The organism is Aldersonia kunmingensis (assembly GCF_001646865.1).
GTDB lineage: Bacteria > Actinomycetota > Actinomycetes > Mycobacteriales > Mycobacteriaceae > Aldersonia > Aldersonia kunmingensis.
On record NZ_LRRB01000197.1, the window covers coordinates 42,223 to 60,932 of the forward strand.

At 64.4% G+C, this 18,710-nt stretch carries 20 protein-coding genes; 10 read left to right on the top strand and 10 right to left on the bottom strand.

What is annotated here, in order from left to right:
- Positions 1 to 164 precede the first annotated feature (164 nt).
- Both A8G08_RS15060 and A8G08_RS15065 read right to left on the bottom strand, forming a co-directional pair.
- Entirely contained in the window at positions 165 to 542 is a 378-nt protein-coding gene (locus A8G08_RS15060) for a VOC family protein (RefSeq protein ID WP_068275495.1), read from the bottom strand.
- 2 nt (positions 543 to 544) lie between these two features.
- On the bottom strand, positions 545 to 1,243 hold the full coding sequence (locus A8G08_RS15065; RefSeq protein WP_068275498.1) for a winged helix-turn-helix transcriptional regulator: 699 nt from the start codon (positions 1,241 to 1,243) through the stop codon (positions 545 to 547).
- Positions 1,244 to 1,317: 74 nt separating this feature from the next.
- Here A8G08_RS15065 and A8G08_RS15070 point away from each other — a divergent pair, with 74 nt between their 5' ends.
- The 3 genes from A8G08_RS15070 to A8G08_RS15080 all read left to right on the top strand — a co-directional run bounded on the left by A8G08_RS15070 (position 1,318) and on the right by A8G08_RS15080 (position 3,927).
- Complete coding sequence (locus A8G08_RS15070) at positions 1,318 to 2,475, top strand: acyl-CoA dehydrogenase family protein (protein ID WP_068275501.1); 1,158 nt, start codon at positions 1,318 to 1,320, stop codon at positions 2,473 to 2,475.
- 165 nt (positions 2,476 to 2,640) lie between these two features.
- Positions 2,641 to 3,234, top strand: a complete 594-nt coding sequence (locus A8G08_RS15075) for a hypothetical protein (RefSeq protein WP_068275504.1) — start codon at positions 2,641 to 2,643, stop codon at positions 3,232 to 3,234.
- Between the two features lie 165 nt (positions 3,235 to 3,399).
- A complete protein-coding gene (locus tag A8G08_RS15080) occupies positions 3,400 to 3,927 on the top strand; it encodes a hypothetical protein (protein WP_068275651.1) in 528 nt (175 codons plus the stop codon).
- Positions 3,928 to 3,951: 24 nt separating this feature from the next.
- Here the strand turns inward: A8G08_RS15080 and A8G08_RS15085 are convergent, their stop codons facing one another.
- Together A8G08_RS15085 and A8G08_RS15090 are read right to left on the bottom strand one after the other, a co-directional pair.
- A complete protein-coding gene (locus A8G08_RS15085; protein WP_157108591.1) occupies positions 3,952 to 4,734 on the bottom strand; it encodes an META domain-containing protein in 783 nt (260 codons plus the stop codon).
- Between the two features lie 114 nt (positions 4,735 to 4,848).
- Complete coding sequence (locus A8G08_RS15090; protein ID WP_068275509.1) at positions 4,849 to 6,141, bottom strand: wax ester/triacylglycerol synthase domain-containing protein; 1,293 nt, start codon at positions 6,139 to 6,141, stop codon at positions 4,849 to 4,851.
- Between the two features lie 120 nt (positions 6,142 to 6,261).
- Between A8G08_RS15090 and A8G08_RS15095 the strand changes: the two genes are divergently transcribed.
- Both A8G08_RS15095 and A8G08_RS15100 read left to right on the top strand, forming a co-directional pair.
- Complete coding sequence (locus A8G08_RS15095; protein ID WP_068275512.1) at positions 6,262 to 7,143, top strand: hypothetical protein; 882 nt, start codon at positions 6,262 to 6,264, stop codon at positions 7,141 to 7,143.
- Between the two features lie 19 nt (positions 7,144 to 7,162).
- Positions 7,163 to 7,831: a GAP family protein gene (locus tag A8G08_RS15100; RefSeq protein ID WP_068275514.1), complete on the top strand. Its 669-nt coding sequence runs from the start codon at positions 7,163 to 7,165 to the stop codon at positions 7,829 to 7,831.
- 14 nt (positions 7,832 to 7,845) lie between these two features.
- Here the strand turns inward: A8G08_RS15100 and lexA are convergent, their stop codons facing one another.
- The 6 genes from lexA to A8G08_RS15135 form a co-directional block, all read right to left on the bottom strand.
- Positions 7,846 to 8,508 (bottom strand): transcriptional repressor LexA, encoded by a 663-nt coding sequence (gene lexA, locus A8G08_RS15105; RefSeq protein WP_068275518.1) that lies wholly within the window; start codon positions 8,506 to 8,508, stop codon positions 7,846 to 7,848.
- 159 nt (positions 8,509 to 8,667) lie between these two features.
- Positions 8,668 to 9,363, bottom strand: a complete 696-nt coding sequence (locus A8G08_RS15110) for a hypothetical protein (protein ID WP_245672840.1) — start codon at positions 9,361 to 9,363, stop codon at positions 8,668 to 8,670.
- Positions 9,364 to 10,099: 736 nt separating this feature from the next.
- Positions 10,100 to 10,489 carry a DUF2510 domain-containing protein gene (locus tag A8G08_RS15115; protein ID WP_068275521.1) on the bottom strand — a complete coding sequence of 130 codons (390 nt, stop codon included), beginning with the start codon at positions 10,487 to 10,489 and terminating at the stop codon, positions 10,100 to 10,102.
- A gap of 42 nt (positions 10,490 to 10,531) precedes the next feature.
- A complete protein-coding gene (locus tag A8G08_RS15120) occupies positions 10,532 to 11,146 on the bottom strand; it encodes a hypothetical protein (RefSeq protein WP_157108592.1) in 615 nt (204 codons plus the stop codon).
- Positions 11,147 to 11,401: 255 nt separating this feature from the next.
- Positions 11,402 to 11,776, bottom strand: a complete 375-nt coding sequence (locus tag A8G08_RS15125) for a hypothetical protein (RefSeq protein WP_068275529.1) — start codon at positions 11,774 to 11,776, stop codon at positions 11,402 to 11,404.
- 235 nt (positions 11,777 to 12,011) lie between these two features.
- Positions 12,012 to 13,229: a hypothetical protein gene (locus A8G08_RS15135; protein ID WP_245672841.1), complete on the bottom strand. Its 1,218-nt coding sequence runs from the start codon at positions 13,227 to 13,229 to the stop codon at positions 12,012 to 12,014.
- 366 nt (positions 13,230 to 13,595) lie between these two features.
- Between A8G08_RS15135 and A8G08_RS15140 the strand changes: the two genes are divergently transcribed.
- The 5 genes from A8G08_RS15140 to A8G08_RS15160 all read left to right on the top strand — a co-directional run bounded on the left by A8G08_RS15140 (position 13,596) and on the right by A8G08_RS15160 (position 18,633).
- On the top strand, positions 13,596 to 13,880 hold the full coding sequence (locus tag A8G08_RS15140) for a hypothetical protein (protein ID WP_068275534.1): 285 nt from the start codon (positions 13,596 to 13,598) through the stop codon (positions 13,878 to 13,880).
- Positions 13,877 to 14,683, top strand: coding sequence for a hypothetical protein (locus A8G08_RS15145; protein WP_068275536.1), 807 nt, complete (start codon positions 13,877 to 13,879; stop codon positions 14,681 to 14,683). Before A8G08_RS15140 ends, A8G08_RS15145 begins: the two co-directional genes overlap by 4 nt.
- Before the next feature lie 151 nt (positions 14,684 to 14,834).
- Positions 14,835 to 15,263 carry a hypothetical protein gene (locus tag A8G08_RS15150; RefSeq protein ID WP_068275537.1) on the top strand — a complete coding sequence of 143 codons (429 nt, stop codon included), beginning with the start codon at positions 14,835 to 14,837 and terminating at the stop codon, positions 15,261 to 15,263.
- A gap of 185 nt (positions 15,264 to 15,448) precedes the next feature.
- Entirely contained in the window at positions 15,449 to 17,575 is a 2,127-nt protein-coding gene (locus A8G08_RS15155) for an AAA family ATPase (RefSeq protein WP_068275539.1), read from the top strand.
- 266 nt (positions 17,576 to 17,841) lie between these two features.
- Positions 17,842 to 18,633 (top strand): hypothetical protein, encoded by a 792-nt coding sequence (locus A8G08_RS15160; RefSeq protein ID WP_068275542.1) that lies wholly within the window; start codon positions 17,842 to 17,844, stop codon positions 18,631 to 18,633.
- The last annotated feature ends 77 nt before the right edge of the window (positions 18,634 to 18,710 follow it).

Sequence of the window (18,710 nt, forward strand, 5' to 3'; positions counted from 1 at the left end):
GTGCTCGCAAGCCGTCGCGAACGGATTAAGTTAATCGCAGTTCTGCAGCGGTTCGGGGTTGATTTCTAAATAATTGCCGGAAAATAGCAGGTAGCGAGCGGCCGATGTGAACTAGTGCGAGCCACGTGAATGCCGCCGGGTGCGGGATGAGCAGAAGGAGAGCGTCAGCCGCCGTACGGGCGAGTGATGATCTCGAGCACGTGGCCGTCCGGGTCATTCCAGTACACGCCGCGGCCACCGTCGTGGTGGTTGATCGTGCCAGGCTCCTGATGATGCGGATCGGCCCAGTAGTCGAGTCCGCGAGCTTGGATGCGCCCGAAGATCGCATCGAAATCGTCCTCGCCGACCAGGAACGCGTAGTGCATGGGTGTTATTGCGGCATCGCCGTAATCCATGAAATCCAATGAAAGCGAGCCGATCTGAACAATTCGGAACGGTCCGAAGGAGGCTGGTTCGGGTAAGCCGAGGAGCTCGGTGAGGAATTGCGCCGATCGCATCTTGTCGGACGCGGGAACGATGGTGTGGTTCAGTTCGATGGCCATCACTACACCCCGGGCGAGTCGGCGGTGCGCTTGCGTACCGCGGGGGCGAACGGGCTCCACAGGAACCAGGTACCGAAGGCACGCTCGAGTGCCGGCTGTCCGGTGATCAGGACCGAGCCGTCCTCGCGAGCAGCGGTGAGGGGCTTCTGTCCGGAGAACACGCGCATCATCGACACGGCGTCGGTGCGGACGATCAGATCGACGTCGAAGCCGGGATACTTCATGCACACCGACGGTTCGCCGTTGTCGAGGACCAGCCACAGCACGGTTGACGGGGTGCCGTGATAGTTGAACTCCACTACGACGCGCTTGTCGGGGAGCCGCTCGCGATCGATACGGCGGTGCATCCACCAGGTGAGCGTGATCGGGTCGACGAGCTTCGGCTCGGGTTCTACGAAACGCCAGCGCACGGCCCATTCGCCCAGCGACTGGATCACGGATTCGAGGTCGCGACCCGACGGTGTCAGGAAGTACTCGCTGCCACGTCCGGTTCGAGATGGGAGCCGGTCGAGCACGCCCACGCTCTCCAAATGGCGCAGCCGGGCCGACAGTAGGGTCCGTGAAATTCCGGGCAGGCCGCGTTCGATGTCGTTGAACCGCGTATTGCCGAGCACGAGTTCTCGCAGGATCAGGGGCGTCCAACGGTCCGCGAGTACTTCGCTACCCAACGCAATCGGACAATATTGGCCATATTCGTGCATGGGTTCAGACTATGGGCGTCGAGGTCCAAAATGAATACTAGTTGCGGCTCTCGACGATTCTTACCGTCGAAGACATGACCATCACTGCACCTGAACCCAGCATCAACGACCGCCCCCGTGACTTCGCGGAGTGGGCTGCCGAAATCGGCCGAAAAATTCAGCCGTTCAGCAGCATTCACGACCGCGAGGGCACCTTCGTTGCCGAGGCGTACGAAGTGTTTTCCAGCACCGGGTATCTCGCCCTCGCAGTTCCGCAGGAACTCGGCGGACACGGCGCCTCCATTCGTGAGGTCGCGAATGCGCAACGCACTCTCGCGCATTACTGCGGATCGGCCGCACTCGCGTCCGTCATGCATCAGCACGTCGTCCTCTTCACCGCGTGGCGCTACCGGCGCGAGATGGCCGGCGCCGAGAAGACCTTGCGCCGGGTCGCGGACGAGGGGATCGTGCTCGTCTCGACCGGCGGCGCCGACACCACGCGGCCGCGCGGCACCGCCCGCAAGGTCGAGGGCGGCTACCGGGTGAGCGGGCGCAAGATCTTCTGCAGCCAGGCCCCGGTCGGCACCGTGATGTCGACGATGTTCCCCTTCGAGGACCCCGAAGACGGGCAGATCGTGCTCAACATGGCCGTTCCGCTTGGTGCAGAGGGTGTTTCGATCCAGAACAACTGGGACGCCATGGGGATGCGCGGCACCGGCAGTCACGACATCGAGCTGGACGAGGTGTTCGTGCCGGATGCAGCCGTGCTCGCACGCCGCCCCTACGGTGTGGTGGATCCACCCTTGCAGGTGATCTTCAGCATCGCGTTCCCTGCGATCGCCGCCGTGTACCTCGGTATCGCCGAGGCTGCGCGTGACCATGCGGTGGCCGCGCTGCGATCGACCGGCAAGGCGAATGATGCACTTGTGCAACGCCAGATCGGCCTGATGGATACGAGGCTGCGCGCGGCATCGTGGGCGCTCGACGGTGCACTCGCCGTGGTCGGCGATGACCCGGCACCGTCCATGGACACCGTCGTCGCAGTGATGGCTGCGAAGCGCGAAATCGCGCAGGCGGCGGTGGAAGTGTGCGATATCGCGATGGAAGTCACTGGCGGACAGTCGTACTACCGCGGTCCGATCGAGCAGGCGTACCGCGACGTGCGGGCGGTGAAGTTCCATCCGTTCACGCCGGAGGAAACGCTGCAGCACGCCGGCAAGGTCGCGCTTGGACTGAAGGCCGACGAGCGCTGAGTTCACGAATACGCCGCACTGCCACTAATTGTGGCGGTGCGGCGTTCTGTCTGCGGTCTGCGCCGAAATTGGTTTTGGTGGACCGAAGTGTCTCGTGCATTACACGAACGACTGAAGCAGGCGTATTTCCGATACCCTTAGTTTTGAAACGAAAAGGGTGATCAAGTGTTCCGCAAGCTAATTCTTCCGGTGATCGCGATCTTCGGAGCGATGGGAATCGCTGCCGCGATCCTTGTACCGAGCGCATCCGCCGCGGCATCATCGACTGGTTTGGCCATCGGTGCCGTGAACAACGGCGATGGCACTGCGACGTTCTTCATGGACAACCGCACAAACGCGACGACCTTCACTCTCGACTATTGGATCGATGACGAACCGCTGACCGGCACCGACTACGGCACCGGCGTGACCGGCCGATTCCCCGGCCTGAAGAGCGGGATCGCCGAGACCACGACCCACTGGGGTTCCGGCGTTGCGTACCGAAACAACGTCGACCCGGCATTCCGCACCGAGGTGACCGTCGATCTGGCGGCACTGCCCGACCTGCCGAATGCGGGCGCCGCATCGCATGTCGTGCACTACCGGGTCATTCTCGGCCCGAGCCAGAAGGACATGATCGGCCTCAATGCCGAGGCGCCCAGTGTTGTGGTGACCGGCTTCGAGACTCCTGTTCCTGATCCGGGGACCGGCTCCAGCGGATCGGCGCAGTGGTTCAGCGGATCCTCTTCCCCATGGTGGACCGCTCAGGCCGCACGGTAACCGATAACTACCCGCCCACTTTTCGACCGCACGCGCGGAGTCCCGCGCAGCTGGCTGAAGAGTGGGCGTTCACGTTCAGTCGCGACCGAGGTCGCGACCGCCGGAAAACGCCGGGACGACTAGGGGTTCCGTAACGCGGCGCTGCAAATTCCGGACAATATGGTCATGAGAACGCACATGGGACGCTTGTTTGCTGTGGGTCTGGCCGCCGTCGGATTGGGTGCGGTCGCCGTGACCGGCGGAGTAGGCACAGCGAGTGCCCAGCCCACGTCGACGACCATGACCTGTTCGAGCCTGAATCCGTTGTTCTGGGCGCCCTCGTTCCACTGGACCATCACCGCCGCGTCCGGCGCGTCACTCCGACCCGGTGGAGCCGCGCTCGAGCCGTCGATTCTGCTCAGCGGCAACAACGAACTGCCGGCACCACCGGGTGGGCTCATCCCGAGCATCGGCCCGAACTGGTACGGCACCCGGCTGTCCGTCGACTGGCACAACCGGACGACCGGCGCTACCGGACGCAGCTTCAGCGATGAGGTGGCCTGGCAGCAGAAGCCCAGCATCCCGATCAACCGCACCTGGGCAGGCACTGGCCCGGTGGACTTCACCATCACCGTGCAGACCGGCGGCGGGTGGTACTTCATCAATTCGCAGACGGCAGTTTGCAGGGGAGCAATCACCGTCCTGCCCGCGTAGCGGCGGGCGCGAACTCGGTATCCGCTACTGGGCGCGCAGCACCAGTCCGGTGCCGTCGGACTTCTTCAGCCGAAGTTGATCGGCATCGACGGTCGCGTCGACCGTTCCGGACAGTACGCCCAGTACCGCATGCTCGACCTCGGCAAGGTCGGGCTCGCAGGCCCTCCGGGTGGTGGCAAGCGGGCCGAATTCGATCGTGTTTCCGGTATCGGACTCGGAAACCGTTGCAGGACCATTGAAGTTGTTGCAGCCCGTACTGCCGGTCACGGTGCCGTCCGGGTCGAGAAGCAAGGTGGCCGCCGCACGCTCCAACGCCACTGAAGTCGTGATCGCGTCCGATGCGATCGTGCTCTGTACGACCCAAGTCGTACCGATCAGCGGGCGGTTGGGGTTGGCAACTTCGCGATCGAGCAGACTGATGACCTGGTCACCGCTTCGGAGCGTCAGCGTGTCACCGCTAAGTGCCCATGCGGGCTGCGCGTTCAGCAGCGTGGCTACCCACGCGTCTGCGCCGCTGCGATCACCGGGGCACGCCATCATCGTTGTAGCGAGATCGCCGGTCACCAGCTTGCCGTCGGATAGGTCCACCGGCCCGCTCGCCCGATTGCAACCTGCGTAGGCGGATATCTGCTCGTCTGCGAAACCGACTTCGAGTGGCCCGCCGCCAGGAATCGGCGTGCCCTGCACCGCGGTGGAGACGAATGCGCGCGCCATGGGTGTCGGTTCGGCGGGGTCGGCGGAGGAACACGCCGCCAGCATGAGCAACGCGAGTGGCAGCGTGAGCGCGAGCTTTGGCATTCCTGTCATCCGGTTCTGCGCGGTGTCGGGTTGGTGATCACATGCCGCGTCAGGAGAGTTCGTCGGCGTGTATGACCACTATCGTACCGCCGCACCAAAATCGGCGAAAAGCTTTGGGGCACATCAGGGACTCACCCCGGCAGCCTCACGCACCTCTACGTGCGCCTCGTGAATCGCGTCCGCCATCCGGTCGATATGCGACAGCGCGTTGGGATCGGTGCACAAGCCGATCCCAATGTTGCCGTCGAACGAGATCGCGGCGATACGCAGCGCGTGGTGGGCGGCGGGTTCCGACGATGAAAACAGGTGGATCAGCCGGCGGCCCGCGACGGATCTGGGCAGCGCGGGACCGGGCACGTTGGAGATCGACACGCCCCACTCGCGGGAACTTCCGGCCAACCGATGTGCCACGGCACCAATCGATTTCACCGTTCCAAGCGCATGAAACAGGTTGTACAACTCGTCGGCATCATCGAGCTGCTTACGCTCGCGGGTCTGAGCGCTGATCAGATCCAGCCGCTCCAGCGGATCGCTGATTCCCAGTGGCAGATCGAGATTCAGGAACGAGTCGCGATTGCCCAGCAAGTTGGCACCTTCATCCGCGTGGTGCAGGCTCACCGGAATCTGTACCCGCAGGCGTTGCCGCGATTCGCCATGCCTGTCGAGCCACTTGCGCAGTCCGCCGGATATTGCCGTCAACAGTACGTCGTTCACCGTCGCGTGCTGCGGGCGGGAGCTTCCGATCGCCTTCATCTCCGCAAGCGGCACAACCGTGAAGGCCAATTCGCGCGCCACCGTGATTGGGCGGTCGAACGGCGATCGTGACCCGAGGTGTCCGAGTTCGCGCCATACCGCGGCGGGCAACCGTCGTGCCTCTGCGGCCCGCGATACCGGCTCCCGATCCGGATGCACCCCGCCCTTCGCGGCCGGCGCGTCGTGCGGGTCGAACAGCACCGTGTCGACGAATCGAACCCCGGCGATCCCGTCGCACATGGCGTGGTGCATCCGCACCGCGATTGCCGTGCGCCCGTTGTCGAGCGGGCCGAGGACGTCGAAAGTCCACAACGGATAGGCGCGATCGAGGTGCTCCGACATCAGCGAACTGACCGCGCGCCAGAGGTCCGCCCGGTTTGCGCAGCCGTCCGGGAATTGGCGAACGTGGTGGGCGATATCGAATTCGGTGTCCTCCACCCAACGCGGGTATTCACCGCTGGTGTCGATGCGCTGTGTGGCGCGCGGTTGCTGCGGAAGACGTTCGGCGACAATGGCTCTCAGTGAATCGATATCGAGTGCGCGCGCACTCGGCTCGAGCACGACGAGCTTGAGAGTGTGACCGGTGACCGCGGCAGACTCGAGACCCAGGATGTGGGCGTCGTCCGCGGACAGGCGTTCGGGATCGGAGTCGTGATCCGCCATGGGGCCAGTCTAGGAGCCGCGCAGAGGCCTCATCCGCTTTCTCGGATGAGCCAACGAAGTGGACTTAGGAGGACGTAGGCTCATATTTGCTCGCCCGGGGGCCAACTGGGAGGTAGACGTATGCGCGGCATCGGTTCCTTGCGTGCGGGGCATCGGCGCAGATCAATCTCGGTATTGGCATTGGCCGCCGCGTTTGTTGTGCCACTGACGGCAACCCAGGTTGCCGGCGCTCAACCACTGCCGACCACGGGTTTCGCGATCCCGTTCGCCGGGGCACCGGCTTTCGAACACGTGGGACCGACGCAGCTCACCAGTACGGCACAGCTGAACCAGCCGATCGGGCAACAGTGGGCGGATCGGGTCGCCGCCCAGATCGGGCTCGGGCCGGCTGACGCACTAACCGAGCAGCAGTTCCGCGATCTCACCACCGGCGGTGGAACCGGCGGCAATCGCGATGCTGCCAAGATTATCGATCAATGTGCCTGGATCCTGTCCAATACGAATGGCCGACCCATCACTGCCAACGTCGGCGGCACGCCCACACCGACGGTGCTGGCGAGCTACGGCGTCTACGTGACCACCGACGGCCTCTTGCAGAGTCCTGCCAACGAGGCCGCGCCGACGAGGCAGGTGAACACATTAATCTCGCCGGGCGGCTTCGTGGGTAACTGGATGCGGGACAACGGTGCCACGCGCACCCTTATCGCCTTGTACCGGTCGGCGTTCACGATAGAAGCGCTGTTCGGCTTTGCTTCGCAACAGATTTCGGGCGCCGCTCAACTGGTGACGAACACCAAGGGAAATGTGAGCACGGTGGTAGGTATGTCGATGGTGCCGCCGATCTGGATCGTGAATTTCGCCCTGCTCTATCTCTTGAAGCCCTCACTCGCCGCCGCGATGCCGGCCTACTGGGCTCCGATTCCCGGGCCGGTTGTCGACGCCATCAAGGCGAGTCCTACAGGACAGGTTCCTTACGTGGATTTCGCTAAATACTTCAAGTGAGCGAAAGCACAGCGGCACAGTGAATTCCGTCATCGGCGAACTATTGCCACTCGCGGTCGGAACTGCGCTCAGCCCGATCCCCATCATCGCGGCAATTTTGATCTTGCTCGCACCGAATGCGAAGGGCGTGGCTGTCGGCTTCCTGTTCGGATGGGTGATCGGGATAGCGGTCGCGTGCAGCGTGTTCACGCTGCTCTCCGCAGTCCTGCCCGATGAAGAGGGCAACTCCCAACCAGCCCATGCATGGCTGTACGTCGGACTGGGTGCGCTCCTGGTGATCCATGCGGTCCGCGATTGGCGATCGAGACCGGCCGGAGATGCCGAGCCAACGATGCCGAAGTGGATGTCGGCGATCGACTCGTTCACCGCGGGCCGTGGGATAGGTCTGGGATTCGCGCTCGCGGCGGTGAACCCGAAGAACCTGATCCTCGGTGCGGCGGCCGGAGTGGCAATCGGCGAGGGTGGGCTGAGCAGCGGGGATGTCGTCGTCGTCATCGTCGTTTTCACTCTGCTCGCCAGTTGCAGCGTGGCCGTTCCAGTGATCGCATACCTGCTGTCACCACAACGGTGGGCCGGTCCATTGCAGACGTTGCGTGAATGGCTGACACGCCACAACACCGCGGTGATGACGGTGCTCCTCCTCGTGATTGGAGCTGTTCTGATCGGTAAGGGCCTCGGCAAGTTCTGAGCTGGGCCGATGACTCAGACCCGCCGCATCACCGAGACCACCTTGCCGAGGATGACTGCCTCGTCGCCGTCGATCACGTTGTATTCGGGATTGCGCGGCTCGAGAAAGACGTGACCATCTCGGCGCCGCAGCACCTTCACCGTGGCCTCGCCATCGATCATCGCGGCGACGATCTCACCGGAATAGGCCTCATCCTGGCGGCGAACGACGACGACATCGCCATCGCAGATTGCGGCGTCGATCATCGACTCGCCGCGAACCCGCAGTCCGAACAGGGTGCCCGAGCCGATGAGTTCGCGTGGGAGCGTCAGCGTCTCATCGAAATGCTGCTCAGCGAGGATCGGTGTGCCAGCGGCGATGTCGCCGAGTACTGGCACCGTCACGTTGTTGTCAGACGAGCGGTGTTGCGTCGATCCGGAGAGGAAAGGACGTACGTCCAACTGTCGAGTCATTGCCGTGCCGAGGCGAAGAAAGCCCTTCTCCTCGAGACTCTTCAGATGCTTGGACACCGACGAGATCGACCGCAGGCCCACCTTGTCTGCGATCTGCCGGGTGCTCGGCGCGCATCCGTTGGCAGCCACCCAATCCAGGATCGTGGCCAGAATCCGCTGCTGGCGCTGCGGCAGGGTGGAGGCGTCGAGGCCGCCGAACAGGTCGAGGTCGTCGTAATCGGTCACCGGAGAATCGTAGGGGTGGCACCATTTCTGCCGAGCACGGCGTATCGCCGCGGCGTCGCGATCGCGTTACGTCAGATCTTTCCCGCAAATCGGCGGTCGACGCGGCACGAGCGATCCCTCTAGCAGGATTCGCTCATGCCGCTTTATCGAACTCGGCGGTTACGAGCCCGAGCCGGAGCCGCCAGGCAGCGGTTCGAAATCCCATCGTGCGCAACCGTAAACGACGTTATCGGCGCCGCCGGTCCCACTATCGTTCTGGATGCCATATGCGCTCACCTGTGCACGTGGGTTCGCATCCGAAATTTGCTTCAGTGTCGCCGTGGCTGCCTGACCCCCAGCCAGCCCCGCAATTTCATTTGTCGACCACCATTGTTGGTTGGCGAGATTCCGGCTGTTGACCCAGCTGTTTGCGCCTTCCCCGCCGTTGGCGGATGGCCACCATACGAGCGTGGTGAAACCGCTTATGTCGCCGGGTCGCTCGGCGTTTCGAATCCGCAGATGAAACGCCACGTACGGTCCCTTGTGAATGAAAGCGAGGCTCGCTGGATTGATGGCCAGATCTCGCAAGGGAGTGCTGATGCCCGCCTGGTAGTAGTTGACGCGGGCGGCGCCGGGTGGCAGAGCCATATCCAACGAGCCGGCACCCGATGCCTCGGGTGGGCCCGCCACAAATTTCGGTTCGGAACCATCCAGCGGCGTCCACCCCCAGTTCAGGATCGGGACGGGGTAGACGGTGTTCTGTAAACAGGGGAAACCGGGAGGTAAGAAGCTCCCAGGTTCTCCGCTGTCGGGCTGAGCGGCGGCGACCGGAGCGAATGCGACGACCGCTGCGAAAGCGGTGCCTGCGATCAGCAATGGGGACATCGTGGGACGGCGAAGCATGGTCCTGCCTTTCTCGGTTGAATCCGCATTTGTCCGACAGACGTTTACAGCGTGCTCCCTTGCACACGGACACGGAGACGCAGGCGAGGCGCACCCAATCGTATTGTGTCCCTGCCTCATCCGTTCGAAATGCGCTCACCGCGACGCCCTTTCCAAGCAGCACATGCAGCTACCGCTCGCGGGACTGTCCGGCCCTTCGTGAATCCATCCCGGGGTGGTCGGCAATTCGGCGCATCGGACAAAGTGTCCCATCGGCTTCCCTCTTCGCGCCGCCGAATCGTCGGAATTGTGTTTTCGTGGCCGGCTGATATTGATGCGGTGTCGCGCGATTCCGTGCGGTGGTTGGGTGCAACGCGCAGGGGTGGTGGAAGTACGCGCTCATGCGGAGACGGACTGGAGACTGCGACGCCGTGCTGATCGTGGAGCCGATGACGGGAATCGAACCCGCGTATTCAGCTTGGGAAAGTGTTTCGGGGGTCAAACGGGTGTTCGATCTACCAGTCACTAGACGAACCGTGCGCGACCCATACGCGCAGCGTAACGCCCATTTCTGGGCGATTTGTGCGCGCTGCGCGCCGAGCCGTACGCACTCCGAATACACCCCACAAGCACCCCAGGTGGAGTGTCTGGGGAGTGTACGAGGCCGAACAAACCGACCCGCCGAGGTGGCCGGGGCGGGCTGTTGCGTTCAACATGCGACATCGAACATTTAGTCGTCGAAGATGTGTGATAGTTCGTCGCGCTTGTTCGACATCTCGTTCTCGATGTAGACAGCGTTGACAAGCGTCAGTGTCAAGACGATTGCCGCAACTACACGGACCCACTTCGCCGCACCAAAGAAGAAAGCAACCGCCACGCCTGCTCCGACGACTCCGACGCCTGTCCAGATCGCGCCAGTCCCGGTCAGGAGGCTGACCGACTGCATAGACATCAAAAATCCGATGCCAACGAGCACGCAGACGCCGATCGCAACAGCTTTCTGCCTGCTTGTTCCGGGGCTGGACGCCGAAGCCGGGGCGGCCCATGCGGTGCCGTCCCAGTAAATATTCTTTGCCGGGTCGGATGGATCTGGATACCAACCGGGCGCTGGCTGCGTCATGTTTCCCGCTTCTGTTTAGCTGCACTATCTACAGGGAACTTATTAGCTTCCGAAGCTGCCCGTGCTCGGGGCGACAGGCTCAGGGTCCACCGGCTCGGGGTCCACGGGCGTCGGGTCCACAGGATCGGGGTCGGTTAGCGCGGGGATAGTCCCGAAGGCCCCACCGCAGCAGCCATTGCCTCCCCACCCAGCGTTAGCAATACCGCGCTCGGTCACCACACCATTGACCTCCACCACTTCGGTGAGGTGGGCCGTCATGGTGTGGCTGGCGGGATTCCCTCCCCAGAGGCGGATCCAATCGCCCTCACGGAGGTCGGTGCGCACGACGGTGTAGCACCACATGCCATAGGCGTACTCGGGCCGCGAAGGGGGAGCCCACCGCTTGGTGTACTGCGCCGTGGGGTCCCATGTGTCGAACGTGACATTCGACAGCGACGGACCCTGCCACGTGTCCTCGGGCGCAGTGGTGTTCTGGTAGTCACTCTCATGACCAATGTTCACCTGGAGAGCGATGTCGTTTCCGTCCTGCACGGTTGAGCAGAACCGGGCGTGGTAGGAGACGGTGTCGGCGGTGTCGGCGGACGCGGTGCCTGTTCCTGCGAGGACGGTTAGTCCGGCGGTCGCGGCGAGGAGCGTAGCGGTGAGGGTCTTGCGCAAGGTGTTCCTTCGTGCGGAGCGCGTCGGGGGTTGTTCCGACGACATGATGCTGGCCGACAGTTCCCTATCGGATCGCGGCGCTTCGCGCGATTGTTACGGTTTGGTCAACTCGCCGACCGGCACACCTCACCCCTCGCAGCGGCGACTAGACCGTCTCACCGCACGGGCGGCAGTGGCGAGTCCCCCGTGGCCGCAGGCGCGGCCACAAGCGCCGGGGGTGCTACGCCGCGACCTTGCTGTCCGCCCGCGCTGGCCTCACCGCCGGACGCGCGTGCCCGCCGCCGCGCTCTTCGATGCGGGGTTCTGCGCGGCCGAGGCCTTGCGCGCCCGGCGCGCCCGATGCGCCTTGTGCGCGACGACCGCGCCAGCGACGCCCCCGGCCACCGCGACGGGGTGCCGGGCCGCGACCCGAGCCGCTGCGCCCGCCGCGACTCCGACGCGCGGGGCAGCACGCCGCGCCGAATGCCCGGCGACCGCGCCGAGCACCGCGCCCGTGGCGACCTTCTTCGCGCCGGTTCTGGTCGCAGCCTTCGCAGCCGCGCGGGCACCCCGCGCCGTCGCCGATACCTTTGTCCCCGCCCCGGCGAATCGGCCCAGCCGGTCGCGCCGGTACGCGCGGCGGGTGCTCACGACACACCTCCGCCCCGGCGATGCCGGGCTTCGAGCTCGTCGGCCAGGCGGCTAAGCCCCGCGTTGTCGGCTATCGCGGGGGCCTTGCCTCGATACATACCGCCCCGGCTGGGTTGTCGAAGATTCTCGGCATCCACACCGGGCGGCGTCAGGCCAGATCCCCACGAAAATTCGCCGGCCTCGGGACCGTAGTCGCGGGCGTTCTCCTTCAGCCACTCGGGATTCGTAGACACGGCTAGCTCCAGGTCCACGTCGGGGCGGTGTAGCCGCCAGCGGCAGCGATCTTCACCACGCAGGCCGCGCCACGGTAGCGGACGCCCACGCCGAACGATCGCTGGAAGAAGCTGTCCTGCAATGGATATCGTTGGTCTCGGCCGGGGATGATCCGAAGGCCGGTGTATGCGGGGTTGGAGTGCTGCCGGAACGCCACTGGATTCTTCGGGCTGTTCGGACCGCCCGTCGCCACGACGGCGATATAGCCCTGCGGCAGATCGTACGAGGGCACCACCCACGCCGGACCCCACGACCCCAGTACTTCCAATCCGGCGAACTCGCCGGGCGCGACCTTGCCCACGACGTTCTCGGTCGTCAGGTAAGCCGGGGCGGACTGGCTGGGGATAAAGTCGAATTTGCTTGTGACGCCGTTGGATTCCTCGCCACGTCGCCACGTTGCGATTTCTTCAGATTCAGCAGGATGGCAGAGCACCAGCAGTCGGCTCGTTGCGTCCAGACCGAATCCCTTGCTGCGCACGGCGGTGACGCCGTCGAGAAGGTCGCCGGGATCTATCGCCGCAGCACCCGACACAAGGTAATGGCTTGTGGTGCTGGGGAACGTCTGTCCGGCGTACGGGGGCGGAGTGATGCCGTCCGCCCCGGTGTACAGGCCGTACACCTTGTGCGCGAACTCGTTCAGCCCCTCGGTAGGGTCGAACAGTCGGCGTAGCAGAGTGCCGGTGGTGAGGCGGTTGTCGGCCTCGAAGGCGCGGTTGATGACCGAGCGAACCTGCTCGGCCGTAGCGCTGCGCAGGAACTTCCACGTAAACCTCGACGCCAAATCCCAGTCTCGCAGCGAGTATCCAAGGATCAGCGCGTCGGGCGCGGCCCGAAGGCCGTGCGGCTCACCGAATTCCGACGCTTCCTCGAAGTTGTCTCCGCCGGGAGCCTGACTGATCGCGTCGCCGACATTGACGGTGCTATAGCTGATGAGCGAGGACAACGCGCTGCGGCGCTTGTTCCACTCGGCCATCACGCGCGCGGCCTCGTCCCATATCTTGTTCAGATCGACGCCGTCCGCGGTTTCCGAGACGAGGACATCGCCTTGGCTGCTGTATCCGGAAGCGGAGTCCGCGCCGTAGGCGAACAGCGAGGAATCGAGCGCGGCGCGATCCGGCCGCGCGAACAACGGGCGCGGGTTCCAGCGAGGGCCGGAATAGGTAGGGCGTGAGGTGGTCATCGTTTTCTCCATTCGGTAGGTCGCCGTGCCACTTGACAGGCTCGGCGTATCGGGGTATTGGCCGCGACTCCCGGTCGCGGAAATTCGGCCACCGACCGAACATGGAGAGCACTACTCTCGGCGTGTACTCAGCGTAACATGTTGTACCACAATGGATTTAGCGCGAAGTGGCGCAACGCTGTACACCGCGCCGCTGCGGGGGTACTTTGTAAGCAGCACGCCGGTTTTACGGCCAGGTGTGCGGGTGGCCAGAGGTCACCATGCAGGAGCGGGGCTCCGCATCAGTGTCAGACAGAACCTGTCTGGGAGATGCGAAGGGCTCCGCTTTTTTCGTCTCCTGGACTTTGACGTCAGGAGGAACCGAGAATGTCACGTCAACCCCACGCTGCGCTGGACCCCGCAGCTGTCACCGCCACCGAAATCATCGAAGTCGGTCCCGCTCCAACGATTCCAGGGATCGACCCTTTGGACGTGAATGACCTGTCCGAACCGCAGGTCTTCCTGTACTTGAACGCGATCAACCCGCACATCACCCGCCGGATGGTGCGGGATGCCGTGCTCCGCAAGGAATTGCGAGGCGTCCTGCGCGGTCGCAAGCATCTGTTCAGCCGGCGAGTGGCCCTGAACTGGATGACGGGCAGCGAGGCATGAGCGCCGCCAGCCGCGATCCGTGGTGGCGTCCAGAGTTCGACGAGTTCTCGGCGTTGTGGTTACCCCACGTCGGCCATGAGACGGAATTCTGGGAAGCGGTCAGGGCGAATCCGTTCGCTGCACAGGTAGCGAAGGCGCATTGCCCGGATCGACATCGAGGGGACGGCTCCGAGCAGCCGTACAGCCCTGAAGCGCGGTGTCATCCCCTGATCAGCGAGGCCATCGACCGGGCAAAGGACATGCAGGTGGTGCCGAACGGGGTCGTGGGCTCGTTCTGGTATGCCAACTGCGGACGGCAAATCCTTGCAGACAGAAATCCTGCGCTGCCCGCACGGGGGCGGAGTGAAGACCACCTACGCCAACTCACTGTCGATCAGGCTGTGGCAGAGGCCGGTCCGCGGGCGGTGCTGGAACTTAAACGCCGCGAATGCGATTACTACATGGCGGCGGAGGTCGCCGAGTACGGCGGTAGTCCCGTTGCGACGGCAATTCTGTACAGCCCGTGCGGGATCGGGAATCACGAGTTCTTGGTGTCGGACAGGTGGACCAGGGGACGGATCGCTCGCCTCGTCACGCGGGCGGTGGATATCCCAGACTGCTTCTTCTGCCCGTACTTTAGCGACAGCCGCCCCGTCGACACCTTCTTGAAGGTGGACTGCGGCGCGGTGCTGCGGGTGTTCCCGGTGTGCGATAGATGCGAACCGGAACTCGCTCGGGGCGATCACGATTTGGCGCTCGACTGGGAGCACGCCTGGGACGACTGGGACAAGGGCGTTGGTTGGCCCGACGACAAGTTCCGGTGAGATGCGCTGTGCGGCGCGGGGCGCAGCGGCCCGTTTGCGTTGCTGCACTGGCTATCAGACGCCCCTGACGGCCGATCTGACCGCGTTGCGGTAGCCACCGGCTACCGGCGCACCCAGCGGTAAACCAACCGCACAAACACGAAGGAGAGAGATGACCCACACGTTTGAATCGTTCGTTAAGCCCGCAGTTCCCGTCGACGACTGCGATGACGAGTCCCAGGTCGCGTTGCTGCGCGGCCTCTCCGAGGGGCGAGCCATGGCGTGCCCGTTCTGCGGGGTCGAGCACGTGCACGTCGAGGAGGTGACGGCGGTGAAGGAGGGCTACGGAGGAGGGCACCGAGCGGTGACGGTCAATGCGCATTCCGGAACGGTTCGCGAGAAGGTGGTCTATAACCCGGTTTCGTACGCGAAAGCGGATGGGTTCTGGATTGAACTGCACATCGACTGCAGACTTTGCCGGGGCGGGTCGTTGGTGTTGGCGCAGGACGGGGGCGCAACGGAATGGAAGCTCGTCCGGACTCCCAGGCCAGTGACCGCCCGTGTGCCGGTCGAAGAGATCGAGTGGTTCTCGGAAGAGTGAACGTCCCCGAACGAGCACGCCCGCTACGGGAAATGGGACCGTAGCGGGCGGCTCGCCATCAACAAAAGCACCTCAACGACAACGGGAAGGCTAACGCCGAGATGTCAAGCCAGCCTACCGCGCCACCACCATCGGAGCCATCGCGTAATACACAGGGCTACAGAGGATTATCGCCCGATTCGTTCGTGGAGAACGCGAAGACCCTCTGTCAGATCGGCTGGCACCCGTTGCCGATTGGAAACGGCGTAGAGCGTAAAGCCCTTCGCGCCAGCGGTATTACGGGCTGGCACGGCGAAGACGTCACTGACGAGGCGGTGTTCCGGGAGTGGGCCGATCGGTGGGCCGCTGACAATCGCGGATTGTTCCTCGCGACACGGATGCCAGTCGGCGTGATCGGCATCGACGTGGACTGCTACGACGGCAAACCTGGCGCGCAGACGCTCGCCGAACACGAGCTGAATTGGGGCGCGTTGCCGCCGACGTGGTCGGTCACCGCACGGGCTGACGGTAGCCGCAAGCTGTTCTTCCGCGTGCCCGAAGGCTGGATCGGTCGCGGCGCACTCGGTCCCGGCGTGGAAATCCTCCAGCGACATCATCGCTACGCAGTGGTTCCGCCGAGCCCTCATCACACCGGCAGCGTGGTCAAGGCGTACGCGCCCGACGGGCATGACAGCGGTCAACTTCCGCCGCCTGGCGATCTACCGGAGTTGCCGCAGGCGTGGTGCGAAGGGCTCGCGAGAGACGCCACGCCACTCCTTGAGGGGTCGCCCGAAGAAGCCAACGCGCTTCTCGGTTCGTTTCGGGACGGTCCGATGAGCGACAAGGTTGTTGCCAAGGTCAACCACACGCTGACCGAGATCGCAATGAAGGGCAGTCGATACGACACGGCCCGCGACGACGTGATGGGGCTGACCAGCCTTGGCTGGAAAGGCGAGCGCGGAGTGTCCGCAGCGTTGCGCACGATCGAGACCGAATACGTCGCCGCGGTCGCCGACAAGCGCGGGAGCGAGCGCATTGCTCGGGAAGAGTTCGAGCGCTTCAAGATCGGCGCAGCCCGAAAGATCGCCGGCGATCCGGACTATCGGCCGATGGACTGGTACAGCGGCGACATGTTCAACCCCGACGGCACCATCAATCTCAACTCGGGTTGGGCGGAGTGCGTTCGCGAGACACCTATCTGGGGTCCGGGGAAGCTGGCCATGTGGGCGGGTGTAGCGGCCGAGCCCAGTCAGGCTGCCGAGGGAGAAGGTCCCGGCGTACGGTTCGCGGCTGTCCCGGCATCGGAACTGGCGGGTCCGATTCCACCGATGCAGTGGCTCGTCGAGGGCGTGTGGCCACTCAATAGCTTCGGCCCGCTTGGCGGCGAGAAGAAGACGCTGAAGTCCTACAACTTGCTATCACTGTCGGTCGCGGTGGCCAGCGGCCAGCCGTTCTACGACAAGTTCGAGGTCGCGAATCCCGGTCCGGTGCTGTACTACGCGGGCGAAGGCGGGCGCGACGAACACCAGCGCCGGTTACAGGTCATCGCGCGGGCGTACGGCGTTCCGCTCGAAGACCTTCCTCTGCACACGGTCTTCGACGCCGGAGGGCTGGACGACCCGGAGTTCGTGGGAGCGATGCGCGATCACCTGGACTACCTGCAACCGCGCTTGGTTGTGCTGGACCCGCTATACGCGTTCCACGCGAAGGGAATCGAGGCGCAGAACCTGTACGACCGCGGCCGGATGCTCAGCGACTTCAATCGCCAGGTCGGCAATGAGACATCACTGATCATCGCCGATCACTTCAACAAGACCGGCAAGGGCAACCTGGACCTGGACAGCATCGCGCAGGCGGGCATGAGCCAATGGGCCGACAGCTGGATGCTGCAACGGCACCGCGAACCACCCGACATGGACGGTGGAGAGTTTCGGCTAGCGGTCCAATTCGGCTCGCGGCGTTGGGGTGGCCGCGAATGGAATCTGGATTGGTCGCTGCCGTCGGCCGAAGCGATGGAGCGCGGCGAGGCCGGCGAAGTCGGTTGGAAGATCGAGCGGGCTGCGTCCTCGCGGGGCGCTGAGGTCAGGGAAAGCGAACTGGCGCTGCGTATCCTGCGCGAACTGTGGAAGTCGCCTGGCATTCATACCAAGTCCGAACTGACCCACATCGTGCCGGGTCGTAACACCGACGTCGCCAAGGAAATCCATCGACTCATCGAACTGGGATTGGTGCACGAGCAGAAAGCGCCGCGACCCGAAGGCAAGCGGACGGTTAATCGCAATGTTCTGTTCGCGCGTGAGCTGAAGCTTGCAACGGATGGGGACGAACAATGAGCCGCTGCGCGCGGCACAGCCGGGGGCGAGTTGCCCAACCTGCCCCGCAACTCGCCCCCGCGTGGGGTCAAGTTGCCACCGAGGCCGCAAAAGGGCTGGTAGACAAACAGATCCAACTTGCCCCTTGTGGGGTCAAGTTGGATCGGCCGGGTACCGGGCGGGCTGGCGGGGGCAACTTGCCCCGCCGCCCCCGCCCTTAGGCGCAAGTTGCCGGGGGCAAGTTGCCCACCAGCGGCCCACCGATCCGCGAGAGAGGAAGGACACAAATGAACGAGGAATGGGTTGTGGACGAGGACGGCCAGCGAGGCCGGTGGATAGCCGATCCGGACGATCCGGAATGGGAGGTGTGGGAGCCGGCGAAAGTCGCAGCGAAAGTCGACGGTTTGGAAGAGGACCTATCGAAGAAGGTCGTCGTCTGGAACGACGGGCGCGGACCACGCAGGCCGTGCCAAGCACGCAAGACCAGTGGGGAGCCGTGCCAACGCGCAGCGGTGAACGGCGCAGACGTTTGCGGCACTCATGGAGGCAGAGCCCCGCAAGTGAAGCGGAAGGCGCGCCTTCGCCTGGAGATGGCGGCTGACCGGCTCGCCCGCGAGTTGCTGGGCCTTGCCACTGGAGAGGGCGTTGCCGACGGTGTGCGGCTCGCGGCTACCCGTGATGCTCTGGATCGGGCCGGGTTGGGGGCCAAGACCGCTGTCGAGGTCGAAGTCGGGCCGAGCAAACCCTTCCAGCAGATTCTGGACGCGGCGATGGGGATAACCGGCGGATCGCGCGCCGAAAGCCGCACCCGCCGAGGGGAACTGGACGCCTTTGCCGACGAGGTCAACCCCGAGGACGCCTGGCAGGACGCGGAGATAATCGAAGCGCAGGCCGAGGAGGAAGACGAACCTGACGGGTCGCCGGCTCCGCGTCCACCCGAACCGTACGAGACCGACGCCGGGCTCAGCGAAGCGCCGAGCGCAGGGCTCCTCTCGATGGAAGACGCCTTGGCGCAGTTGCAGGCCACGCCCCTACCGCCGCAGCAGCCCGCCCCACGCAGGCAGGGCAACGGCCATTAGACCGGCCCAGCCGCCCCGTACGCAGCCCAGCTCCACCCGGCCCGCACCCGCGCAGGGCAGCGCGCACCTCAACGGCA

What these genes read in the sequence shown, in the direction of transcription:
- A8G08_RS15060 (WP_068275495.1), bottom strand. Translation starts at nt 542, where the DNA reads ATGGCCATCGAACTGAACCACACCATCGTTCCCGCGTCCGACAAGATG.
- A8G08_RS15065 (WP_068275498.1), bottom strand. Translation starts at nt 1,243, where the DNA reads ATGCACGAATATGGCCAATATTGTCCGATTGCGTTGGGTAGCGAAGTA.
- A8G08_RS15070 (WP_068275501.1), top strand. Translation starts at nt 1,318, where the DNA reads ATGACCATCACTGCACCTGAACCCAGCATCAACGACCGCCCCCGTGAC.
- A8G08_RS15080 (WP_068275651.1), top strand. Translation starts at nt 3,400, where the DNA reads ATGAGAACGCACATGGGACGCTTGTTTGCTGTGGGTCTGGCCGCCGTC.
- A8G08_RS15085 (WP_157108591.1), bottom strand. Translation starts at nt 4,734, where the DNA reads ATGACAGGAATGCCAAAGCTCGCGCTCACGCTGCCACTCGCGTTGCTC.
- A8G08_RS15090 (WP_068275509.1), bottom strand. Translation starts at nt 6,141, where the DNA reads ATGGCGGATCACGACTCCGATCCCGAACGCCTGTCCGCGGACGACGCC.
- A8G08_RS15095 (WP_068275512.1), top strand. Translation starts at nt 6,262, where the DNA reads ATGCGCGGCATCGGTTCCTTGCGTGCGGGGCATCGGCGCAGATCAATC.
- A8G08_RS15115 (WP_068275521.1), bottom strand. Translation starts at nt 10,489, where the DNA reads ATGACGCAGCCAGCGCCCGGTTGGTATCCAGATCCATCCGACCCGGCA.
- A8G08_RS15135 (WP_245672841.1), bottom strand. Translation starts at nt 13,229, where the DNA reads ATGACCACCTCACGCCCTACCTATTCCGGCCCTCGCTGGAACCCGCGC.
- A8G08_RS15140 (WP_068275534.1), top strand. Translation starts at nt 13,596, where the DNA reads ATGTCACGTCAACCCCACGCTGCGCTGGACCCCGCAGCTGTCACCGCC.
- A8G08_RS15145 (WP_068275536.1), top strand. Translation starts at nt 13,877, where the DNA reads ATGAGCGCCGCCAGCCGCGATCCGTGGTGGCGTCCAGAGTTCGACGAG.
- A8G08_RS15150 (WP_068275537.1), top strand. Translation starts at nt 14,835, where the DNA reads ATGACCCACACGTTTGAATCGTTCGTTAAGCCCGCAGTTCCCGTCGAC.
- A8G08_RS15160 (WP_068275542.1), top strand. Translation starts at nt 17,842, where the DNA reads ATGAACGAGGAATGGGTTGTGGACGAGGACGGCCAGCGAGGCCGGTGG.